Raw genomic sequence first — 21902 nt, 5'->3', positions numbered from 1 at the left:
CATCAGACCAATCCAATCTGATGTTTTGTCATTTAGTCATCACAAAAGCGGATTGATGACAGGTATTTTATTGGTTGTTTCTTTGTCATCTTTTTGATATTTAGGGTTAAATGACTGCACCAACGGATTGATGGGCAGACCCATTTTGTCCAATTTATCCGCCACACCCACCTGAATGTTATCGCCCTCAAACAACCGCTGGTCATCAGTGCGAGCCAAAGATAGATTTTCAAAGTCAAACAAGTTGCGGTCAGCTAATTGACTAGGGGCAACATTTTGCAATGCCTTAAACATACTTGCCAAGCGTTTTGGGTGAGCCTTATCCCACTCTCGTAGCATATCGTTAATCATTGCTCGTTGCAAGTTTTCTTGACTGCCACACAGATTACAAGGAATGATAGGAAATTGCTTGTAATTGGCATATTTGATGATGTCTTTTTCGGCAACATAAGCCAGCGGACGAATCAGCACATTTTGCTTGTCATCAGACAGCAGTTTTGGCGGCATTGCTTTTAGGCTGCCACCATGAAATAAATTTAAAAAGAAAGTTGCCAAAATGTCATCACGATGATGTCCCAAAGCCACTTTGGTTGCCCCAATCTGCTTGGCAAAACCATACAAAGAACCTCGACGCAAACGAGAACACGCTGAACAATAGGTTTTGCCCTCTGGCACGACTGACTTGACGATACTATAAGTATCTTTTTCTAGGATATAATAAGGAATGCCTTGTTCTGACAGGTATTTTGGCAATACATCTTCGGGAAAACCTGGCTGCTTTTGGTCAAGATTGACCGCCACCACCTCAAAATTGATGGGAGCAATGCGTTTTAGGAATAGCAAAATATCCAGCAAGGTAAAGCTGTCTTTACCGCCAGAGATGCAGACCATCACCACATCGCCCTCTTCAATCATCTTAAAGTCACGAATTGCCCAAGAAACCTCTTTGCGAAGCTTTTTTTGCAATTTCTTAAAACGAGTAGATTTGATGCCATCATCAAAATCATACGGTGTCTCGTCATCGCTCTCATCATCTGACATGGTTTTGTCTTTGGCGGTCAAAATATCGCCCAATTCACGCAAATCTTCTGGGCTATCATATGATGGATTGGTACTCATGATGTTGTTTTTACCTTATATTTTCTTGGGGTTTGGCTTGATTGTTCATGCAGTTTTTGGTCAAGTCGTTTTGCCATCTCATCTGCCCCAGCCAATTTTGGATTGACATACACTCGCTTAATGCTTGGCTTGCTGATTTGATTATTGCCAGCAGGTTTGTCAAAATCAGCCTTTTTATTGGTGCGTGTTGATGGATGTTTGGCAAATTGACGATGATTGCCCGATGCTGTGCCGTGATGTTTTTTGGCAAAACCCTTTTCTTGTCTTGCTTGCTGTGATGGTGCTTTTTTGGAGGCAAATTTCGATGATTTTACCAAATCAGTCGATGACCCAACCACCTTATCATCAGCACGCTGATTATTGGCAGCAGTACCATCAGGCGATGCTGATGATTTGGTGCTGTTTTTGTGGCGAATTTGGTAACTTTGATGAATGGGCTTTTTGTCATCAAAGTCAAACCCAATGGTTTTTTGGGTCATTTCCAGCACTTCATAGCGTGTTTTTAGGTGTTCGTCCAATTCAAATTTGGTAAAGTTATTGCTAAAATACAGCACCCCATCATGGCTAAGGCGATTCATGGCACGATTGATGAGTGCTGCATGGTCTCGCTGCACATCAAAAGTCCCTTTAAACTTTTTGGAATTAGAAAAAGTTGGCGGGTCAATAAAAATCACATCAAACTGCTCGGTGTTATCCTTAATCCACTCAAACACATCGGCAGCGATGAACTGATATTTAAGGTCGTGGTCATACATGGCATCCAGCACCAGCCCATTTAGGGAGAAGTTTTGTCGCCCCCAGTCCAAATAGTTGGCAGACAAATCCACGCTGGTCACGGTTTTTGCACCATGCAAAGCCGCATGGACGCTGGCAGTACAGGTATAAGAAAATAGGTTTAGCACTCTTTTGCCACGACTGGCTTGCCCCACCAAGCCACGCATCGTGCGATGGTCGATGAATAAGCCTGTATCCAAATAGTCAGTAAAATTGACATAAAAATACGCCCCATTCTCTTGTGCCAGCCACAATTTTTTGCGTTTTTTATGGTCGATTTTGGTGTACTGCTCATTACCTGATTGCTTAGCACGGGTTTTGATGAAGACCTGTTCTCGATTGACATCAAGCACCTGACGAATCACCGCCAACGCATTATTAAAACGATGTTTGGCGACTTGTGCATCGATGCTTTTTGGGGGTGCATACTCTTGAACATGCACATGCTCGCCATAAATATCCACCGCCACATTATAATTGGGCAAATCAGCATCATACACACGCAGATTGGTTACGCCTTGTTTTTTGGCAATTTTTTTAAGATTGGCAAGATTTTTTTGTAGGCGATTGACAAATTCCTGAGCCTCATCATGAACCACTTCTTTACGCTCAAATCGCTCAATCAAACTTGGCAAACTGGCAGTGTTTGGTCTGCCATGTCGAAAATACACCGTCAGTGCACCGTTATGGCAACGCAAAGTTTGCGGATTGACAATGGGCAGTACATCAGCATGCTCAATGTGACTTGCCAAAATCGCCAAATAACCATCCTCAATACCAGCTTGTCGCAGACCGTCCGCGACTTTGCGTCCCAAGCCCTGATACAATGGTTTAATCACATCATCATCGCCCAAGCGTTCACCATAAGGAGGATTGCTGATGATGAGTGGATTGCTGGCCTTGATAGTTGCAAGCAGTTCATCAAGCCCACTCATCGCTCTTTGTTCCAGACGAATGACGGGCGTGAGTGTCGCCAATCCTGCCGCCAGTAAGTTTTTGTGAGTGGCGTAGATGGCATGAGCATTGGCATCGGTTGCAATGATACTGATGGGTTTTGCTTCAAAGTTTGCTAGATTGTCATGAAAATCTGTCGTTGCACGAGCCACACACGCCTGCCAAAGCTCATCATCATGATGTTGCCAATGGTAAAAACCAAACTGATTGGTGCTTTTATCCAGACCAACAGGATAATTAACACGCATCAATAGTGCTTCAATGACAAAAGTACCAGAACCACACATTGGGTCGATAAGTGCATCAAAATGACCCAAATGCCAGCCTGCCTCATACAACAAAGCAGCCGCCAAATTTTCTTTTAGGGGAGCTTCGGTATTGGCAACACGATAGCCACGGCGGTGCAAACTTGTGCCAGACAAATCCAGTCCAATCTCGGCACAATCCACGCCAACTTGCACAAAAATGGCAAAATTAGGATTTTTGGCATCGACATCAGGACGGCTACCAAATTGACGATTAAAACAGTCAGCGATGGCATCTTTGACACGCATGGTTGCAAACTGCTGATTGACCGACACTCGCTTATCCACGCTAACACGCACCGCAAAAGTATGCTCTACACCAAATACAGCCGTCCAGTCAATACGACTGGCGAACTCATACAGCACATTAGCGACATCATCAGCGATGACTTCTTTGGTAATGCCCTGCTCGGTCACCTGTTTTTTCTTAAAATAATAATCGCCCAATGGCAATACAACACGACTTGCCACACGACTGTATAGACAAATCTGATAAAACTGTGCCAAAGAAACCGACACCACCACTCGCCCTGCTCGCACCTGCGTGCCAGCGATACCAAAACCATCAAGCTCAGTCAATAAAGCCTGTTCTAGCCCATCTGCACAGGTAATCAATAAAGAATGTGTCATCAAATCAGTCATGCCAAAAGCCATCAATTAAAACCCCTCATTATAGCATGAATTAAGACCAAAGAAAAAGCACAAAAAAATCCAGCCCATTTCTTGACTGGATAAAATCACTTGTCATAATCAGTATCAATCGACCACTATGGCGTGGGACGAACATCAACTTCGATGGTGTAGTTCATCAGATTAGGCTTAGTGCCAAACGCATCATACTCCACTCGAATCACATGGCGACCATTTTGAATCACTTGATAAGAGCCATTGGCAAAATCAAATGGATAAGGAATCGCCAAAACAGGTTTCATGCGGTCATCTGACACACTGACCGACACATAGTCACCAATCTTAGGGTAAATAAAATAGTCGCAATGATTGCCTTTAATGCTTTCGTGTCGGACAGTCTGGGTTTTGTCCACCTTTTTTTGGATTAAGCGTGGACAAATTTCTGGCACATCTCTGACCGATGTGACAACAGGTGTAGCTTCTTGCGACTGTGGCACAGTCACTGGTGTTATTTCTACTTTTGGGCTTGTGCTTGGTGGTTCATCGCCTTTGCAAGCAGTTAAGCCAAAAACCGCCGAAGCCAACAAAATGACCGATGGGTAATGTTTTTGCAAAATCCATGTTTGATACATCAACAATTCTCCCAATCTAAACATAAAATCCTTGTTGATTAACCAGTCTGCACCAAGTCAGATGATAGTAATCACACCAAGCAAAGTTATTATTCTAAACGGCACAGTATAACATAAATCTGCAAAAATGCACGCAACTATTTGCCAGAGATAAAGTCACTCACGCAGGCGTTCAGCGTCTTGCCAACCGCAGATGCTACAACTTGTGTGCGTGCTGATGGGTCGATGGCAGCCTGAGCAATCTCGGTTAAAGTTACTGATTCAGGAGCTTTGTCGCTGACACAGCCACAAATTTTGTTTTCTAGATTATTTTTTTGAGTCTCACTCAAAATCACGGTCGCCACTTGATAGACGGATTGCTGATTAAGTTCGCTGCGACATTTGGTGTCCACCACGCCCTTAAAAATATTCATGCCAATATTGGCGGCATTGAGCTCATCACCAGCACCTGTACCTGCACAGCCTGTCAATACCAACGCACCAATCATCACACCAAACAACTTTTTCATAAAAATTTCCAATAATAACAAGCAAAATGGTGCTAAATATTAAATTTATTCATCTGAAAAATCAATATCTGTGTACAATCATTCACGAAAAATAACAATTTGTTACGCCCAAATAACATCACTCATCAATGATGTCTGCCGTCTTTGCTGACAAAATCGACAGCAAATCATTGGGGGTAATACCAATATCAAGCCCTCTTTTGCCGCCACTGATGTACATTTTTTCAAGCTCAAAGGCCTGCTTGGCAATGATGGTGCTCAGTCGTTTCTTTTGCCCAAGCGGACTGATGCCGCCAACCAAATAGCCCGTCAGACGCTGAGCATCATCAATGGCTGCCATCTGCAATTTTTTGACCCCAACTGCCTTTGCCATCTTGCCAAGATTAAGCTGATGCACCACAGGTAACACCGCCACAAAATATTGCTTGCCATCGGTCACCAATAATGTCTTAAAAACTTCATGTCCAGACAACCCTAGTTTATCCACCGCCTCTTGTCCAAAATTGGTGTTGTTAGGGTCATGTTCGTATTGATGCAGGCTAAATGCAAGATGGTTTTTTGTCAATAAATTAACCGCAGGCGTCATACTTTTTCCTTGATATGATTAGACTGATTTTGAGCAACCAATCGAGTGATTGACTCATCTTGGACTGCTGTTTCATCAAACAACAACTTCATGTGTGGATATGGCACAGGAATGCCCGCCTCTTCAAGACTTCGCTTGATTTTCTCAGTCAGATTTTCTTTGATGACAGGAATTCTCGCCACCGACAATGGAGCAACCCAAAATCGCACAATAATCTGCACACCAAAATCGCCAATATCTGCCACTGTTGCAATCGGTGCAGGGTGTTTTAGCACCACCTCATCTTTTTGGAGCGTCTTGATAATCACACTTCTAGCAGCGGTCATGTCCGCATCTAGCCCAATGCGTGTTCTGATGTCAAAACGAATCATCTTTTTGGAGGTTAGATTGACTACTTGCGATGACGCCACCGCAGAATTTGGAATAATGATGATGATATTATCACGGTCAAGAATCTGCGTGGCTCGCAATGAAATCTTGACCACACGCCCCTCTTTATCATCAAGGCGAATCCAATCTCCCACCTGAAAAGATTGCTCAATCAAAATCACAATACCAGCGATGAAATTGGCAAGTGTGCTTTGCGATGCCCAACCAACCGCCAAACCTGCAATACCCAAACCTGCCACGATAGAGACGATGTCAAAACCAAACTTGGCAAGTACCGTTGCCAATGCCATCACCAAAATCAGCACCAATAGCAGGTTTTTTAGCAACTGCTCAATCGATGCATTTAGGTCGTAATGCTTTAAAACACCACTCACCATCTGCCCAGAAAACACCCACAATATATAATAAAATCCTGCCCAAGTGGTTGCTTTGGCGGTTGCCTGAATGGTGTTTGGCGATACGCCAATTTGTGACATGATGGCAAGTAAGCTACTGACAAACCATAGATAACGCAAAGTGGCTCTTAGCAGTCTTGTATAGCGGTGCGACAGTCCGAAAGTCTTTTTGATGGCTTTGGTCAGATAAACCAGCACCCAATATACAAAACCAATGAGCAATAGCAAAATGATGATTTTGGTACCTGTTGCCAGTATTGACAACCCCAATTTTGCCCAATTTAGCGTTTGGTCGTCCAGCGAACCCCCCAAAAGCCAATAAATATTTTGGTGCAGTTCATCAAAAATCTTCCTGAAAAAATCAATCACGCTATGAGCATTCATCTTGCTGTCATTCAACCTGTCTGAATCATGAATGCAGCTATTTTAGCAAATTATATCAACAACACCAATCATCATGACCAAAATTTCTGGTCATTTTGTCAAAAAAAACTTCAAGGGCAATGTTCAATCTTCATCACCATCATCATGTTTTTAAAATTTTTATTAAAAATATAAAAAAATAAATTTTTAGCTATGGTTCAAAAGTATGCTAATAAGAAAACCGTTCGTGGTAAGCTTGAGAGACCTAACGGTTTTCTCACCCAAAGACAGGCTCAGGGCAAACACAAAACCTAGTTTGACATACTTTTTAGACCACTACCGAATTGTTTATCAATATGGTCATCTTGCCAGTTTGGGCTGGTTTGAGTTTGCGTCTGCAAAGTGATATAATCCAAATTTTTGGATTGGGAGGGATTTGACGATGCAAGGATTGATGACTTTATTTTTAATATTAAGCCCAATGTTTGTTGGCTTTGCCCTACCCAGTCACCACAAGGTAGTCGCTCTCAGCGAACGCCTGCTTGGCTATATCGTTTTTGCCCTACTCATCATTATCGGCATTGAACTTGGTCTGGAAAAGAATTTCACCAAAGAACTAAGCAACATCGTCCAATATGTCGGTGTCTTGTTGTTGCTGACCATTGGGCTCGGCTCAATATCACTCATCGCATTTGATAAAATCACCCATCGCCGCCAACAGCAACAAACAGCACGCACCAACCCTCAACATCAACCCAGTCTGACAGGCAGTCTGGCTCAGCTTGGTTGTTTGGCAGGCGGATTTATCCTAGCAAAAATTCTACCCACCCATCTACTACCACCCAATGGCAGTACCACTGCATTACTGATGGCATTGTTACTGCTGGTCGGTATTTCTCTTAAAGGTTCGGGTGTTAGCTTGCGTCAAGCGATTTTGAACAAGCAAGGACTGCAAATCAGCATCATCTTTATCCTAAGCACCTTATTTGCTGGTGTGATTTTTGCCAGTATTTTTGGTGAAGTTTCGTTATTTAAAGGCTTGGCATTGGCATCAGGTTTTGGCTGGTATTCGTTATCTGGCTCCATCATGACGGACAACTATGGAGCCATTTGGGGGAGTGTTGCCCTGCTTAATGACTTAGGTCGTGAAATCATTGCCCTGATTTTTATTCCTGTCGTGATGCGATATTCGGCATCATCTGCCATCGGCTTGGGCGGCGTCACCAGTTTGGACTTTACCCTACCAACCATCATCAATGCTGGCGGAACACAGATAATGCCTGTGGTGATTAGTTTTGGTTTTATTACCAATGTGATTTCGCCCATTTTGATGGTATTTTTTAGCTCATTAGGCTAAATTTTGCTCATCTTTTATCTGGCGTTGGCTTTGTGATTCAAAAAACGCACGATGGGCTTTTGTTTTGACAGCCAGTCCATCATCTCGCTTCGAACCCATGGTAGTAAGCCACTTTGGGCAAATTGAGCAGTAAAAGCAAAGTTAATCATCGAAAAACTGTGCATCATCACACCATGATGTGCCATGCAAGCTCTTTGATAAGCATTCAATGCCTGCTGATGTAATGGCACGCCACGCTTTGCCACCTTATCGAGCTCATCAAGCAATGCCAGCACATCAAAGAAACCTAGATTCAACCCCTGTCCTGCCAATGGGTGCACACCATGTGCCGCATCGCCAATCAACACCATCTGATTGACAGTATACGCCTGTGCCATTTGAGCAGATAAAGCAAAACTGGCAATGGACTCAATTTGGCTAATTTCTCCCAATTCATCATTCATGGCGATGGCAAGTTGCTGCATCAATTGCACCTCGCTCAATGCCAGATACTCATCTGCCATCACGGTAGGCAAGGTCCACACGATAGAATGCCAACATGCTTTATCAGCCTGTGTCAAATCCGCCATCGGTAACATGGCCAGCGTACCAGTTGGTAGCATAATTTGACGAGCGGTATGCTGATGAGGGCAAGTTGTCTTAATGGCACAGCAGATGGCTTTTTGATGATAGTCCAATCGATTCACCTGAATACCCATCATTTGACGAACTTGCGACTGCCGACCATCTGCCCCGATAAGCAGGCGACACGCCACTCGATGTGTCTCGCCTAAGGCATGATACAAAAAAGACACCTCCTTGCCTACATCGATGCCTTGTGCTGCAAGTTTTGCTTCATATACCAATGTGAGATATTGAGCCACTTCTGGTTCGACCGCTCGCTCCCATAATGCCATGTCCAGCACCGATGGCTCAATCATTGAGCCTAGGGTTTTGGGCAACAAATTATCTTCGGCAAACAGCAGCTCCCCCTTGCCGTCTTTTGCCCATACTTGCATTTGGGTGTAATCTGCCTTTCGTACCACTTTTTGCCAAACACCAATCTGTGTCAAAAGCTCAATACTTGGCAAATTCATTGCATACACACGAGCATCACGCACAGATAGCCTATCTATCATACCCTGTCTGTCAGGTTTAGATTGCTGGTCTAAGAGTAGCACTCTATACTGTCTTTGTGCCAAAGCGATGGCACACGCCATACCAACCGCCCCAGCCCCAATGATGGCAATATCATAATGGTGAATTTGTTGCATAGTCTTATCATCAATGAAATATCATGGGTATTTTATCACAAATTGCCATCAATGGTGCGACAACTCCTTTTTATACACCAAGCACCAATGATTTGGTTGCCTGCTTACCAATCATGGTTTGTTTTATCGGATTTTGTGACTAAAACACACAAAATCAATGTTTAAAAACCTATCACAATCAAATCATTGGCATAAAAAAGCCCATCGAATGATGGGCGTGATGCTGATTAAATTTGTGATAAAATCAGTTTTAATTTCTCATTAGGGTCAGCTGCGGTCGTGATGGAACGACCAATCACCAAATAATCCGAACCATGAGATAACGCATCTTTTGGTGTGCAAATTCGCTTTTGGTCATCATTGACATCATCAGGCAAACGAATACCTGGCGTAACCAGTTTAAACTGCGTTCCAAATGCCGCTTTAAGCATACTTGCTTCTTGTGCTGAACATACCACACCATGCAAACCTGACTGATGCGTCAACCCCGCCAGATGCATCACCTGCTCAGAAACACTGCGACCAATACCAAGCTCCAACAAATTGGCATCAGTCATTGAAGTCAATACCGTCACCGCAATCAATAATGTCTGATAACCACCTGAAACCAGTCGCTCTTGGCACAATCGCATCGCTTCTGTGCCGACGCTGGCGTGAATGTTGGTCATCCAAACACCCATATCCGCTGCTGATAAGACTGCTTGTGCTGTCGTATTAGGAATGTCATGAAATTTTAAATCCAAAAACACCTCAAAACCACGCTGATGAAATGCTTTAATGACCTGATTGCCACAACTGGTGAACAACTCCTTGCCCACTTTTAGACGACAAAGTGATGGGTCAAGACGGTCTGCCAATGCCAAAGCATCATCTAAGGTGTGCTTATCAACAGCGACAATGATGGGTGTACTCACGACAAACTCCTAAAAATCATGGGTTTTGTTGATTGATGAGCGTGGTTGGTTCTTCTGATACAACGGTTGGCTCTGCTTGCTTTTCGGTCATCTGTGCCAATTTGATGTTCGCCTCAGTTAATTGAGCCTGAACAGTACGCACTTCTTTTTTTAGACGACTGATTTCCCACTTATTTTGCAACACTCTAAACATCAGTAGTGCAAGCAATATACCAATCAATACGCCCAAAAAGATGCTTGCCACCAATACCAATCCCAAATTCATCGGCACCAGATTTGCAAATAATAAATTGACCGCTACTTCGCTATTGTTTAACAGCACCAAAGTGATGGAGTAGGCAAAAACCACAACCAAGAGAACAATTAGTAAAATATGCATAAATCACTCAAAATTGAAAAAAATTAGATTATTATTCGTCATTCATTGCGTTTACAGATTCACGCAACGCCTTACCAGGTTTAAAAAATGGCACTGCCTTCGCCTCGACCGTCACCGCCTCGCCCGTGCGTGGATTTCGAGCTTGGCGAGCCTCTCGATGATGTAGGCAAAAACTGCCAAAACCACGAATTTCAACACGCCCATCGTATGATAATTCATCAATCATCATCGCTAAAATCAAACGAACTGCCTCATCAACCGTGTGTTCGTCCAGATTGTCACTATCAGCCGCCAAATTTTCAATCAAATCAGATTTGTTAATTATTGCTTGCATTGCTTGCATACATCTCTTCTAAAAATTTGGTTTTTTTATGACAAAAGTCAATGCCATATCAAACAAATGATTTCATCATAAAGCGATAATATAGCCGAAAATATAAAAAAAGTGAATATATTTTTTGTTAAAAATTTAAACAGAATTTGATTAAACCCATCATAAAAACTCAAAAAAAATGATGATTTAGATATAACAAAAGAGTGGCAAGAAATCCTGCCACTCTTTTTGATTTTTTGGGGTTTGGCTTAGCCTTTTAGTTGCTCGCCAAAGATGTCGCCCAAAGTTTTTGGCTGTGCTTCAACAGCTGCTGAGTTTGAAAGCTCTTTGATGGCTTGACGCTCATCTGCTTCATCTTTTGCCTTAACAGACAAAGTGATGTTGCGAGACTTACGATCTACGCTAACAATTTTCGCTTCAACTTCATCGCCAGCATTCAATACTTTTGATGCATCTTCTACACGCTCACGAGAGATGTCTGATGCACGCAGATAGCCTTCTACCTCTTCTGCCAAAGTGATGATTGCACCCTTAGCATCAACTTCTTTTACTGTGCCTTTAACGATTGCACCACGGTCATTTGCCAATAGGTACTCGTTAAATGGATCAGAATTTAGTTGTTTGATGCCTAGGCTGATGCGATTGGCTTCTGCATCTACAGAAAGAACAACAGCTTCTACGGTGTCGCCTTTGCTGTAACTACGGATAGCTTCTTCACCACTTTCAGTCCAAGAGATGTCAGATAGGTGTACCAAACCATCGATGCCGCCTTCTAGACCAATGAACAGACCAAAGTCAGTGATTGACTTGATGGTACCGCTGATTTTTTGACCTTTTTCGTGTTTCTTGTCAAACTCTTCCCATGGGTTTGGCATGGTTTGTTTGATACCTAGGCTGATACGACGACGCTCGCCATCGATTTCTAGAACCATCACATTCACTTCGTCGCCCACTTGAACAACTTTTGATGGGTGAATGTTCTTGTTGGTGTGATCCATTTCAGACACATGCACTAAACCTTCGATGCCTTCTGCGATTTCAGCAAAGCAACCATAGTCAGTTAGGTTGGTAACACGAGCTTTGGTGATGGTACCTACTGGATACGATTTTTCAACTTCGTTCCACGGGTCAGTGCCTAGTTGTTTTAGACCCAAGCTTACACGGTTACGCTCACGGTCAAACTTCAATACTTTAACTTTTAGGTCTTGACCAACTTCAACAGCTTCTGATGGGTGCTTGATACGCTTCCAAGCCATGTCAGTGATGTGTAGTAGACCGTCAATACCACCCAAATCAACGAATGCACCGTATTCGGTTAGGTTCTTAACGATACCTTCTACTTCCATACCCTCTTCTAGCTTGCTTAGCAACTCATCACGCTCTGCTGAGTTTTCAGCTTCCATAACGGCACGGCGAGAAACAACGATGTTATTGCGTTGCTTGTCAATTTTGATGACTTTAAATTCTAGCTCTTTGCCTTCTAGATGAGTGGTTTCACGCACTGGACGCACATCAACCAATGAACCTGGTAGGAACGCACGCACTGAACCAACTTCAACGGTGAAGCCGCCTTTAACTTTAGATGAGATGATACCTTTAACGATTTCATCATTCTCATGTAGTTTTTCAAGAGCACGCCAGCTTTCTTCACGCTTCGCTTTTTCACGAGAAAGCACAGTTTGACCCATGCCGTTGTCCACAGCTTCAACCACAACATCAATGTTGTCGCCTACTGTTACTTCAAGCTCACCAGCTTCGTTCAAAAACTCTTCACGAGCCACGATGCCTTCAGATTTTAGACCTGTATCTACTGTAATCCAGTCGCTGTCAATCGCAACCACAGTACCAGAAATCACTGAGCCACGCTCAATGTTAAGACCTTGTTCTGATTGGCTTGCTTCAAACAGTTCAGCAAATGATACCATTATGTTTACCTTAAAAAAATATAGCCGTAGCCTGTCCAGCACAGTACGGTTCAGGTTAGGTCAATGATTGCCCATCGCTGGTTTTGTCGGTCAATCATTCACAAAATATAATAAAACGCTTTATTATAACAAAGTTTTTTGATAAAAAATAGTACAAATCAGCACAAATTTTAAGTTTTTATCTGATTATGCTTCAATGCCTTGTTGTTGGCAGAATTTAACCACCTGCTCGAACACCTCATCAACCGACAACGCTGAGCTATCTACCACCAACGCATCATCAGCAGGTTTTAGTGGGGCGACCGTGCGATTTTGGTCTTGTTCATCTCGTGCATTGATTTGTGCCAAAATCGCCTCAAAATCAGCAGGCTTGCCAGCCTCGTCAAGCTGTTTGACACGGCGATTGGCACGGGCAACGCTACTGGCGGTCAAAAAAATCTTAACATCTGCCTCTGGAAACACCACCGTCCCCATGTCTCGCCCATCTGCCACCAGCCCAGACCGAAGTGCCATATCCTGCTGAACCTTTAAAAGAGCAACTCGCACGCTAGGCAAGGTTGCCACTTTTGAGGCATATTTGCCCACCGTTTCATTTCTAATGTCGTCTTGTAACAACACGCCATTGACCAAAATTTCAACTTGCTCGGTGTTGGTATTGACCACAAAATCTAGGGTTAAATTTTGGGTTAATTGACAAACCGCTTGTTCAAATTCTCGCTGTTCATCATTATTGAATTCATGAGTAAATACTTTATCGGTTAGTAAACCATGTTTAAAAGACAATAAACCAACAATGCGATATAATGCACCGCTATCTAATAGATTAAAACCAAAGTGCTTGGCAAGCCGATAAGCAATCGTACCTTTACCTGCACCACTTGGACCATCAATGGTGATAATGGGATAGGTCATTTTAATAAGCCTTTGAATATTTGAATAATTTTTGATGATAGGATAAGTTTATAACGAATTTTGCTTGCCAATGCTCTTTTTTGATTGTCGCCTTTCTTTAAAAAACGCCTGCAATAGTGCTTTGGACTGTTCAGCAAATAACCCACCCTCTACCAACAATGAATGATTAAAATATGATTTTTCATTTAATTTTTCTTGACTGATAATAACCCCAGACTTTGGCTCACTTGCCCCAAATACCACTCGGTTAATTCTTGAATGAACAATCGCCCCCAAACACATTGTGCAAGGTTCAAGCGTTACATACAAAGTCGCCCCCATTAGACGATAATTATCCAAACTTTCACACGCCCTACGAATGGCAACCATTTCAGCGTGAGCGGTGGCATCACAAGTTGAAATGGGGCAATTAAAACCTTGTGCGATGATTTGATTGTCATAAACCAATACCGCCCCAACAGGCACTTCGCCACTCCTTGCCCCTTGTCTTGCCAAATCAAGGGCAATATTCATAAAATCATGGTCTTTCTCATCAAACGCATCATCTGGCTTAATGATGACTTGACTTGGATTTTTTAAGTGGTTATTTTTTGATGTGTTGATAAAAGAAGACATGGCAAATCACTGTGGCAACTGCCAATCAATCGGTGTCTTGCCACACGACATCAGGTATTGATTGGTCTTCGAAAAAGGTCTGCTCCCAAAAAATCCGCCCCGATTTGCCGATAAAGGCGATGGGTGATTGGCGGTCAAAACCAAATGCTTACTGGTGTCGATAAACCGTCCTTTATGCTTGGCATAACTGCCCCAAAGTATAAAAACCGTCTGGCTGGTTTGTTCATTTAGCACCTGAATCACACGGTCGGTAAACACCTCCCAGCCCTGTCTTTGATGGCTGCCTGCTTGCCCCATCTCAACCGTCAAAGTTGCATTAAGCAGCAGAACACCCTGCCTTGCCCAGCTGCTCAAATCGCCATGCTCACTGACAGCAATGCCCAAATCCCCAGCCAGCTCTTTGAGAATATTTTGCAAACTTGGTGGCTTAGGAATAATTTTTGGCACGCTAAATGACAGCCCCATCGCCTGTCCTGCACCATGATAAGGGTCTTGCCCTAATATCACCACTTTCACTTGCGACAAAGGTGTCAAATAAAAAGCCTGAAAAATCTGCGATTTTGGCGGAAAAATTACCTTGCCTTGTGCGTATTGCTCTTGCAAAAATCCACGCAACGCATTCATCTCATCACTCAATAATGCAGGTGCCAACGCCATCTTCCAATCATCTGGTAGCTGGACTTTTTGCAATATGGCTTGTTGTTGTTCGCTAAAATACATGAGTTTATTTTTTATTTTTTATTGATGAGCTTTTTACCACAATCGTACCAAATAACAAATCATGCCAGCCTCGTTTTTGTGGATGATTTGATGCCATGAAATAATTGATGGCAAGCAAGACTAAGGTAATGTTCACAGGCAATGGTATGCCCATCGCCAACAGATAAATCACAGACAACGCCAAGACACGCATCAGTTTTTTAATGAACGATGGCTTACTGCGTGTTGTTGCGTCCAGCGTGCGAATGCCAACAATCAATTTGCCCAACGATTGACCACGCACCACGATGAGCAATAGCTGTATCAATAAATAGCCCAATAACAGCAAACTGGTCAGTCCCGCCACATCGGGAGGAATCTGACTGGCTAATTCCTCAGAATACGCCATCAATGCCTGCACATCGCCTGCTTGTAGTCGTTTTGGGTCGGGATTTAATGCCCAAAATGCTTGCGTAAATGGCATTAACGCCAATACAAACAACGCCACATTAAGTACCACCGCCAAAAATCTAGCACCAATAGTGGCATAAACCAAAGTATCCTGAGTAGCCTGCTTGGCAGTTTTTGATGCCAAACCAGCATGAGGAGGCTGGCTTTGTGTGGGTGCTTTGCCATACAACTCAGCCACCGAAACACGCTTTGGTTCTGGGCGAAATTCTGGATTATCACCAAATGCCCTTGGTGTAGATGGTGTGGCAGCTGCTTTATTTGGCTGGTAATAGGGCTGATTATTTGTCAAATCGCCCAAGCGTTGCCATTGGCTCATACCGCTATGCCATACCAAATCATCAAGCAATACCTCGCCTGTTGATAGCATTGTGTTTACTTCATCTAAGTTGTATGGCCCTGCTTGCACGCCATTTCTTGCTAAATAAATTTGCATTCTAATACAATCATTAAAAAAAATTTTTCCTATCTTAAACCAAAACTCCCAAAAGCACAATGAAAATTTATACCACACGCCGTTGATGGCTGACCACATACAAAACCAACACCAAACCACCAATGATGACCGACGGCATAAATGCCAAAAACTGATTACCTTGATTGAGAAAATAAGCCGTTATCGCATAAATAGGCATCAACAAAACACCGTCCAATGCTGACGATAAAGATTCCAGACTGTTTCTGTGTTTATCATCAATTTGGTCATGAAACTTGGCAAAGATAAAGGTGCTGCTGGCACTGTGGCAAAATACATGAAAAAATAACAACAACGCTAACATAATGATGTTATCTCTCAATAAAGGCATGAAAAATAAAGCGATTAAATTAAGAATGATGACCCCATATTCAACAGCTGGTCGAATGGTATATTTTTTTAGCCAAATTGAAGACAATAATATTGCGGTATTTAACAACAAAAATCCCAACAGCAGTCCGTTATTAAACTCATGAAACAACACTTGCCAGCTTAGCATGGGAGCAACCGCAGAAACACTAAACAACACACACGCCCAAAAGATTGGTGTTTTTACATAATGCCACGATATTTCACCAAAAGATAATAAAGTGGTGGTAGTATTGCTGTTGTTAAAATTAAATGCCTTAATTAAAGGAACTAAAAAGAATGCAGAAATTAGCAAAAATACCCCTGCCAATACCCACGCATAGGCAATCTGTATCTGAAACAAATAAAATCCAACCACACCGCCCAATAAAGTTGCCATACTTTTATAATAACGAATATTAGCAAATAGTTTTTCGGTACTGATGTTTTTGGCATCATCTTTGAGGGTTTGTTTGAGCTTAATGATACTGGCGTTAATTGACCCCGACAAAAAGGCAATACCAACCCCCGCCAAGATACTGGCAACATAAAAATGATAAGAGAAATCCACCACATAACAAAAACACGCAGCTGCTCTAAGCAGCGTGCCAATCATCACGCTTTTAAACACACCCACTCTATCGGCTAATATCCCTGTGGGTAATTCAGCGATTAACACCGTGATATTTAAAATTGATGACAGCAGGGCAATCATATGCCAATCCAGCCCCATTTTTAAATAAAACAGCGTATCAATGATGGCAAATGAGCCAATAGCAAAGGAGGATAATAAGGTGTAGATGATGAAGTTTTTCAATGATAAATCCCTAAATTAACTCAAAACAATCCTTGTTGTCATCAGTCTTGATAATGATGATTTGACAAAAAGAAATTTTATCTAAAATATAACGATGTTTTTGACTTCCTAAGCTCATCATGAGCCATGAACAATCGTCTGGCAAAATGGACGGTCATACAAAAAAGAGGCTAATAAATACCGCCTCTTTTGTATGATTATCAGTTTGCTCTTAAAACAAAGTCTGTTTTTTACGACTTAGCAAAAATCCCCTGCCATCTTTATTGGTGCATCGCATTCCTGATTGCTGACTGGTGCAAGTCCAGCCCTTGCCAGAGACGCTTTGTCCATACGCTAAAACTCTTGCACCCTGATTATAAGGAAAATCGCTATAACAATTCATATGGGCTCTGCCTGTGCGATTTAAGCCAAAATCTTGTCCCCAGTCAGCATCACAGCTACTTGGTCGTGGGATTGGCGGTCTGGCATTATCGGTTTCCATGATGAAACAAGAAACATATCCTAACTCATATTCATCGCCACTACAAAGAATGTTGCCAGATGGACTTTGAAATTCAACCGCCAATGCACTCAGTGGCAAAAAGCCAGCAACTGCCAAAAATTTAGTCAATGTTTTCATACCAACTCCAATATCAATACCACCATTCATTCTACAAAATCAGTATTTTTATGGCAAGAGGATTGTTAAAAAAAAATAAAAGGGCTAATTGCTTAACCCTTTTATTTGTCAATCATGCCTGACCCAAGAATAGCCAAGTATCCAGCACGCTATCAGGGTTTAGGGAAACTGATGAAATGCCTTGCTCCATGAGCCATTTGGCAAGGTCAGGATGGTCGGACGGCCCTTGACCACAGATACCAACATACTTGCCTTGCTTACGGCATGCCTCAATCGCCATACCCAAGAGTTTTTTAACCGCCGCATCTCGCTCATCAAATAGATGAGAGACGATGCCACTGTCACGGTCAAGCCCCAGTGTTAATTGCGTTAGGTCGTTTGAACCGATTGAGAAGCCATCAAAATATTCCAAGAATTCATCAGCAAGCAGTGCATTGGTTGGCAACTCGCACATCATGATGATTTCTAGTCCATTTTGACCACGCTTTAAGCCATTTTTCTCCAAAAGCTCGATGACCGCTTTCGCCTCGCCAGTGGTACGCACGAACGGAATCATGATTTTGACATTGGTCAAGCCCATGTCATCACGCACATATTTTAATGCCTTGCATTCAAGCTCGAAGCAATCACGGAAATTCTCAGAAATGTAGCGACTTGCCCCACGAAAGCCCAGCATTGGGTTTTCTTCGTGTGGCTCATACAGTTTACCACCAATCAGATTGGCATACTCGTTAGATTTAAAGTCACTCATACGCACGATGACAGGTTTATCATAAAACGCTGTCGCCAGTGTGGAAATACCCTCAATCAGCTTATTGATATAAAATTCCACAGGCGAGTTATAGCCAGCCATGCGTTCTTGGATTGCCAAGACAGTTTCTTGTGGCAAACTGCCTAAATTTAATAGAGCTTTTGGGTGTACGCCAATCATGCGATTGATGATGAATTCAAGACGAGCCAAGCCTACTCCCTGATTTGGAATTTGGGCAAAGTCAAAAGCACGGTCAGGGTTGCCCACATTCATCATAATCTTAAAGGCAAGCTCTGGCATTGTACTGATGGAATTTTTTTGAACTTCGTAGTTTAGCACGCCTTCATAGATGAAGCCTGTATCCCCTTCGGCACAAGAGACCGTTACCTCTTGACCATCGGTCAATACTTCGGTGGCATTACCACAGCCAACAATCGCAGGCACACCAAGCTCACGAGCAATGATTGCTGCATGGCAAGTACGACCACCACGGTTGGTAATGATGGCAGAAGCTCGTTTCATGACAGGTTCCCAATCAGGGTCGGTCATGTCTGACACCAGCACATCACCCTCTTCTACCTTGCCCATTTCGTTCAGGTTTGTAACGATACGAACCTTGCCAGAGCCAATTTTTTGTCCAATAGAGCGACCTTCGGTTAGCACTTTTGCCCCTTTGGATTGGATGACATAGCGTTCCATGTGATTTTTATCTTGGCGAGATTTGACGGTCTCTGGGCGAGCTTGTACGATAAAGATTTCGCCTGTATCGCCATCTTTTGCCCATTCGATGTCCATTGGGCAACCATAATGTTTTTCAATGATGATGGCTTGTTTGGCAAGAATGGTCAATTCATCAGAAGTTAAGGCAAACTGTTGACGGTCTGCTTTTTCAACATCAACAATCTTGGTCGAACGCTTGGTATTACCCTCATCGCCATAGACCATCTTTTTCATTTTTGAACCAAGATTACGGCGAACCACCGCAGGGCGATTTTGCTCAATCAATTTCTTGGACAAATAAAACTCATCAGGATTGACCGCCCCTTGTACCACCATCTCGCCCAAGCCATAGCTTGCGGTGATAAACACCACATCGTTAAAGCCACTCTCGGTATCTAGCGTAAACATCACCCCAGAGGTACCAGTTTCAGAGCGTACCATACGCTGCACGCCAGCTGATAGTGCCACACCTGCATGTTCAAAGCCTTTATGCACACGATAAGCAATCGCACGGTCATTATACAGACTGGCAAACACTTCCTTGATGGCAATCAGCACATTATCAATGCCACGAATATTTAGGAAGGTTTCTTGTTGTCCTGCAAAAGAGGCATCAGGCAAATCCTCAGCCGTTGCTGATGAACGCACCGCCACCGCCACATCTTGACCACCAGTCAAGTCAGCAAACGCAGCACGAATCTCATCTTCCAAATCTTTTGGCAACTCTTGGGCGATGACCCAACCACGCACCTTAGCACCAACTTCGGCAAGTTTTTCAACATCATTAACATCAAGACCTTTTAGTTCGCTGTTAATCTTATCCAGCAAACCCGTTTCATTCAAAAAGCGATTAAAAGCATCGGCAGTGGTTGCAAAACCATTAGGCACATTCACGCCCAAATTGCCCAAATGACTAATCATTTCGCCCAAAGAAGCGTTTTTACCACCGACAATCTCAACATCGTGCTTACCAAGCTGTGTAAAAGCAATGACTTGTTTACTCATAAATCACTCCGAATCGTCTTATTTATTCACCAAACCATAGATTGGTGTTTGGGATTTTGTCTGATTATAGCGATAAAATTATCAATACACAATCCATTAGCTGTTTTTATTTATCAAAAAAATGATACCATTTATTTTAAAAATATATACAAACCATTCTTGTTCATTTTTTATTCATCCAAACTCAATAAATCATCGTCTAATGAGATGATTTGTACCCAAAGGGCGATTTTATGCTATAATCAAAAATCAAATCGCTATCGGCAAAGACCGACCCATATTTTTATTTTGACCAAACCCAATCAGAAGAAGAATTGACATGTATGTCCATACCCCAACCGATACCAGTAACTCTCTCCCATCTGCTGACAAGCCTGTGATGCGTAGTGCATTTTTTATCTCTGACGGCACTGCCATTACTGCTGAGACTTTGGGCAAATCACTATTAAGCCAGTTTGGCGATGTGGAATTTGACATTCAAATCATTCCTTATGTTGATACGCCAGAAAGTGCTTATGAAGCCGTTAAGCGTATCAATCAAGCACATCATTTGACAGGATTAAGACCGCTGGTCTTTGACACCATTGTCAGCGACCACATTCGTGAAATCATCAATTCAGCCGATGCCTGCAACCTTGATATTTATGAGGGTTTAATTACTCGCATCGCTGATGAAATCAACCACAAGCCCGACCCACACGCAGGCATTGCTCACAGCAAAGTGGATTCTGACGACTACAAATCCAGAATTGATGCGGTGCATTTTGCCCTAGATAATGATGATGGTGCAAGAACCACACACTATGACGGAGCAGACATCATTTTGGTGGGATTGTCTCGTTCTGGCAAAACCCCCACTTCTTTGTATTTGGCATTACAATATGGCATTCGTGCCGCCAACTATCCTTTGACCGAAGAAGATTTAGACACCAGCAGTCTGCCCCCTGCCCTAAAAGCACATAAGCATAAACTATTTGGTCTTACCATTGATACAGAACGCTTGGTGCGTATTCGCCAAGAGCGAAAAGCAGGCAGTCGCTATGCCAGCCTTGCTCAATGCCAAGAAGAACAACGAGCAATCCAAGCGATTTATATCGCCCAAAAAATCCCCAATCTCAATGTCTCAGAAATGTCAGTGGAAGAAATCGCCACTCGCATTTTGCAGATGACAGGGCTAAAACGCCGCATTGGTTGATTTGATAAATCAGGTAATCATGTTATGAAAAAATTCACACAAGCAATGGCTGTTGGTATGCTGATGACCGTTGGCATGACTTTGACCGCCTGCCAAAGCACGCCCACGCCAGCTCCCATTTACACCCCTCAAATCACACTGCACGAACCACAAATTTTAGAAATCCTCCCCCAAAGAGCCTCTTGTGATTCTGCCACACCAATGCAATGTCTGCTGGTGCGTTCACAAGATGATTTGTCGGCAATTTTTGGTATTGGCTACAACAGCATCAAGGGTTTTGAGCCAAAAACTGGGGTTGGTTATAAAATCAAAGCCAGCCAAGAAATCGACCAAAATACAGGTCGCCCCACAGGATTTTGGCAATTACAAGAAGTCCTATCTCAACACACCTCTCGCTAATCATAAGGAAATTCCATGGCAAAAAGACGCAAAAATAGCACCGAACAAGACAAGCACGGT

21 protein-coding genes are annotated in these 21902 nt (G+C 42.9%); 3 read left to right on the top strand and 18 right to left on the bottom strand.

Annotation, left to right across the window (positions count from 1 at the left end; translation table 11 throughout):
• Positions 1-39: 39 nt before the first annotated feature.
• The 6 genes from ttcA to LU297_RS09075 all read right to left on the bottom strand — a co-directional run bounded on the left by ttcA (position 40) and on the right by LU297_RS09075 (position 6678).
• Positions 40-1041 carry a tRNA 2-thiocytidine(32) synthetase TtcA gene (ttcA, locus tag LU297_RS09100; RefSeq protein ID WP_263077386.1) on the bottom strand — a complete coding sequence of 334 codons (1002 nt, stop codon included), beginning with the start codon at positions 1039-1041 and terminating at the stop codon, positions 40-42.
• A gap of 74 nt (positions 1042-1115) precedes the next feature.
• Positions 1116-3794 (bottom strand): bifunctional 23S rRNA (guanine(2069)-N(7))-methyltransferase RlmK/23S rRNA (guanine(2445)-N(2))-methyltransferase RlmL, encoded by a 2679-nt coding sequence (gene rlmKL / locus LU297_RS09095; RefSeq protein ID WP_263076197.1) that lies wholly within the window; start codon positions 3792-3794, stop codon positions 1116-1118.
• Between the two features lie 125 nt (positions 3795-3919).
• A complete protein-coding gene (locus LU297_RS09090) occupies positions 3920-4438 on the bottom strand; it encodes a hypothetical protein (protein ID WP_263076196.1) in 519 nt (172 codons plus the stop codon).
• Positions 4439-4551: 113 nt separating this feature from the next.
• Complete coding sequence (locus tag LU297_RS09085) at positions 4552-4923, bottom strand: hypothetical protein (RefSeq protein WP_263076195.1); 372 nt, start codon at positions 4921-4923, stop codon at positions 4552-4554.
• Between the two features lie 118 nt (positions 4924-5041).
• Positions 5042-5509 carry a Cys-tRNA(Pro) deacylase gene (gene ybaK / locus LU297_RS09080; RefSeq protein ID WP_263076194.1) on the bottom strand — a complete coding sequence of 156 codons (468 nt, stop codon included), beginning with the start codon at positions 5507-5509 and terminating at the stop codon, positions 5042-5044.
• Positions 5506-6678 (bottom strand): mechanosensitive ion channel family protein, encoded by a 1173-nt coding sequence (locus LU297_RS09075; RefSeq protein ID WP_263076193.1) that lies wholly within the window; start codon positions 6676-6678, stop codon positions 5506-5508. The genes ybaK and LU297_RS09075 overlap by 4 nt, the downstream gene beginning before the upstream one ends.
• Before the next feature lie 421 nt (positions 6679-7099).
• Here LU297_RS09075 and LU297_RS09070 point away from each other — a divergent pair, with 421 nt between their 5' ends.
• Positions 7100-8014 carry a LysO family transporter gene (locus LU297_RS09070; RefSeq protein ID WP_263076192.1) on the top strand — a complete coding sequence of 305 codons (915 nt, stop codon included), beginning with the start codon at positions 7100-7102 and terminating at the stop codon, positions 8012-8014.
• A gap of 14 nt (positions 8015-8028) precedes the next feature.
• Here the strand turns inward: LU297_RS09070 and LU297_RS09065 are convergent, their stop codons facing one another.
• The 12 genes from LU297_RS09065 to ppsA all read right to left on the bottom strand — a co-directional run bounded on the left by LU297_RS09065 (position 8029) and on the right by ppsA (position 20248).
• Positions 8029-9267 carry an FAD-dependent oxidoreductase gene (locus tag LU297_RS09065; RefSeq protein WP_263076191.1) on the bottom strand — a complete coding sequence of 413 codons (1239 nt, stop codon included), beginning with the start codon at positions 9265-9267 and terminating at the stop codon, positions 8029-8031.
• A gap of 227 nt (positions 9268-9494) precedes the next feature.
• A complete protein-coding gene (gene pyrF, locus LU297_RS09060; RefSeq protein WP_263076190.1) occupies positions 9495-10181 on the bottom strand; it encodes an orotidine-5'-phosphate decarboxylase in 687 nt (228 codons plus the stop codon).
• 16 nt (positions 10182-10197) lie between these two features.
• Complete coding sequence (locus tag LU297_RS09055; RefSeq protein ID WP_263076189.1) at positions 10198-10560, bottom strand: LapA family protein; 363 nt, start codon at positions 10558-10560, stop codon at positions 10198-10200.
• A 31-nt stretch (positions 10561-10591) separates the two neighbouring features.
• The gene (locus tag LU297_RS09050; RefSeq protein ID WP_263077385.1) at positions 10592-10894 is read right to left on the bottom strand and encodes an integration host factor subunit beta; all 303 of its coding nucleotides are present in this window, start codon (positions 10892-10894) and stop codon (positions 10592-10594) included.
• Between the two features lie 248 nt (positions 10895-11142).
• Complete coding sequence (rpsA, locus tag LU297_RS09045) at positions 11143-12822, bottom strand: 30S ribosomal protein S1 (RefSeq protein ID WP_263077384.1); 1680 nt, start codon at positions 12820-12822, stop codon at positions 11143-11145.
• A 183-nt stretch (positions 12823-13005) separates the two neighbouring features.
• Complete coding sequence (cmk, locus tag LU297_RS09040) at positions 13006-13731, bottom strand: (d)CMP kinase (RefSeq protein ID WP_263076188.1); 726 nt, start codon at positions 13729-13731, stop codon at positions 13006-13008.
• A 48-nt stretch (positions 13732-13779) separates the two neighbouring features.
• A complete protein-coding gene (gene tadA / locus LU297_RS09035) occupies positions 13780-14346 on the bottom strand; it encodes a tRNA adenosine(34) deaminase TadA (RefSeq protein WP_263076187.1) in 567 nt (188 codons plus the stop codon).
• Positions 14347-14352: 6 nt separating this feature from the next.
• Positions 14353-15066, bottom strand: a complete 714-nt coding sequence (gene ung, locus LU297_RS09030) for a uracil-DNA glycosylase (protein ID WP_263076186.1) — start codon at positions 15064-15066, stop codon at positions 14353-14355.
• 4 nt (positions 15067-15070) lie between these two features.
• Entirely contained in the window at positions 15071-15949 is an 879-nt protein-coding gene (locus tag LU297_RS09025) for an RDD family protein (protein ID WP_263076185.1), read from the bottom strand.
• A gap of 67 nt (positions 15950-16016) precedes the next feature.
• Positions 16017-17153 (bottom strand): MFS transporter, encoded by a 1137-nt coding sequence (locus tag LU297_RS09020; protein ID WP_263076184.1) that lies wholly within the window; start codon positions 17151-17153, stop codon positions 16017-16019.
• A 211-nt stretch (positions 17154-17364) separates the two neighbouring features.
• Positions 17365-17772, bottom strand: a complete 408-nt coding sequence (locus tag LU297_RS09015; protein ID WP_263076183.1) for a DUF6636 domain-containing protein — start codon at positions 17770-17772, stop codon at positions 17365-17367.
• A 112-nt stretch (positions 17773-17884) separates the two neighbouring features.
• Positions 17885-20248, bottom strand: coding sequence for a phosphoenolpyruvate synthase (gene ppsA / locus LU297_RS09010; protein ID WP_263076182.1), 2364 nt, complete (start codon positions 20246-20248; stop codon positions 17885-17887).
• A 319-nt stretch (positions 20249-20567) separates the two neighbouring features.
• Between ppsA and ppsR the strand changes: the two genes are divergently transcribed.
• Both ppsR and LU297_RS09000 read left to right on the top strand, forming a co-directional pair.
• A complete protein-coding gene (ppsR, locus tag LU297_RS09005; RefSeq protein WP_263076181.1) occupies positions 20568-21443 on the top strand; it encodes a posphoenolpyruvate synthetase regulatory kinase/phosphorylase PpsR in 876 nt (291 codons plus the stop codon).
• 24 nt (positions 21444-21467) lie between these two features.
• On the top strand, positions 21468-21842 hold the full coding sequence (locus LU297_RS09000; RefSeq protein WP_263076180.1) for a DUF4377 domain-containing protein: 375 nt from the start codon (positions 21468-21470) through the stop codon (positions 21840-21842).
• Positions 21843-21902: the final 60 nt, after the last annotated feature.

Origin of the sequence: Moraxella nasicaprae (genome assembly GCF_025643275.1) — a bacterium.
GTDB classification, from domain to species: domain Bacteria; phylum Pseudomonadota; class Gammaproteobacteria; order Pseudomonadales; family Moraxellaceae; genus Moraxella; species Moraxella nasicaprae.
This window is presented reverse-complemented; position numbering and strand designations above follow the sequence as displayed.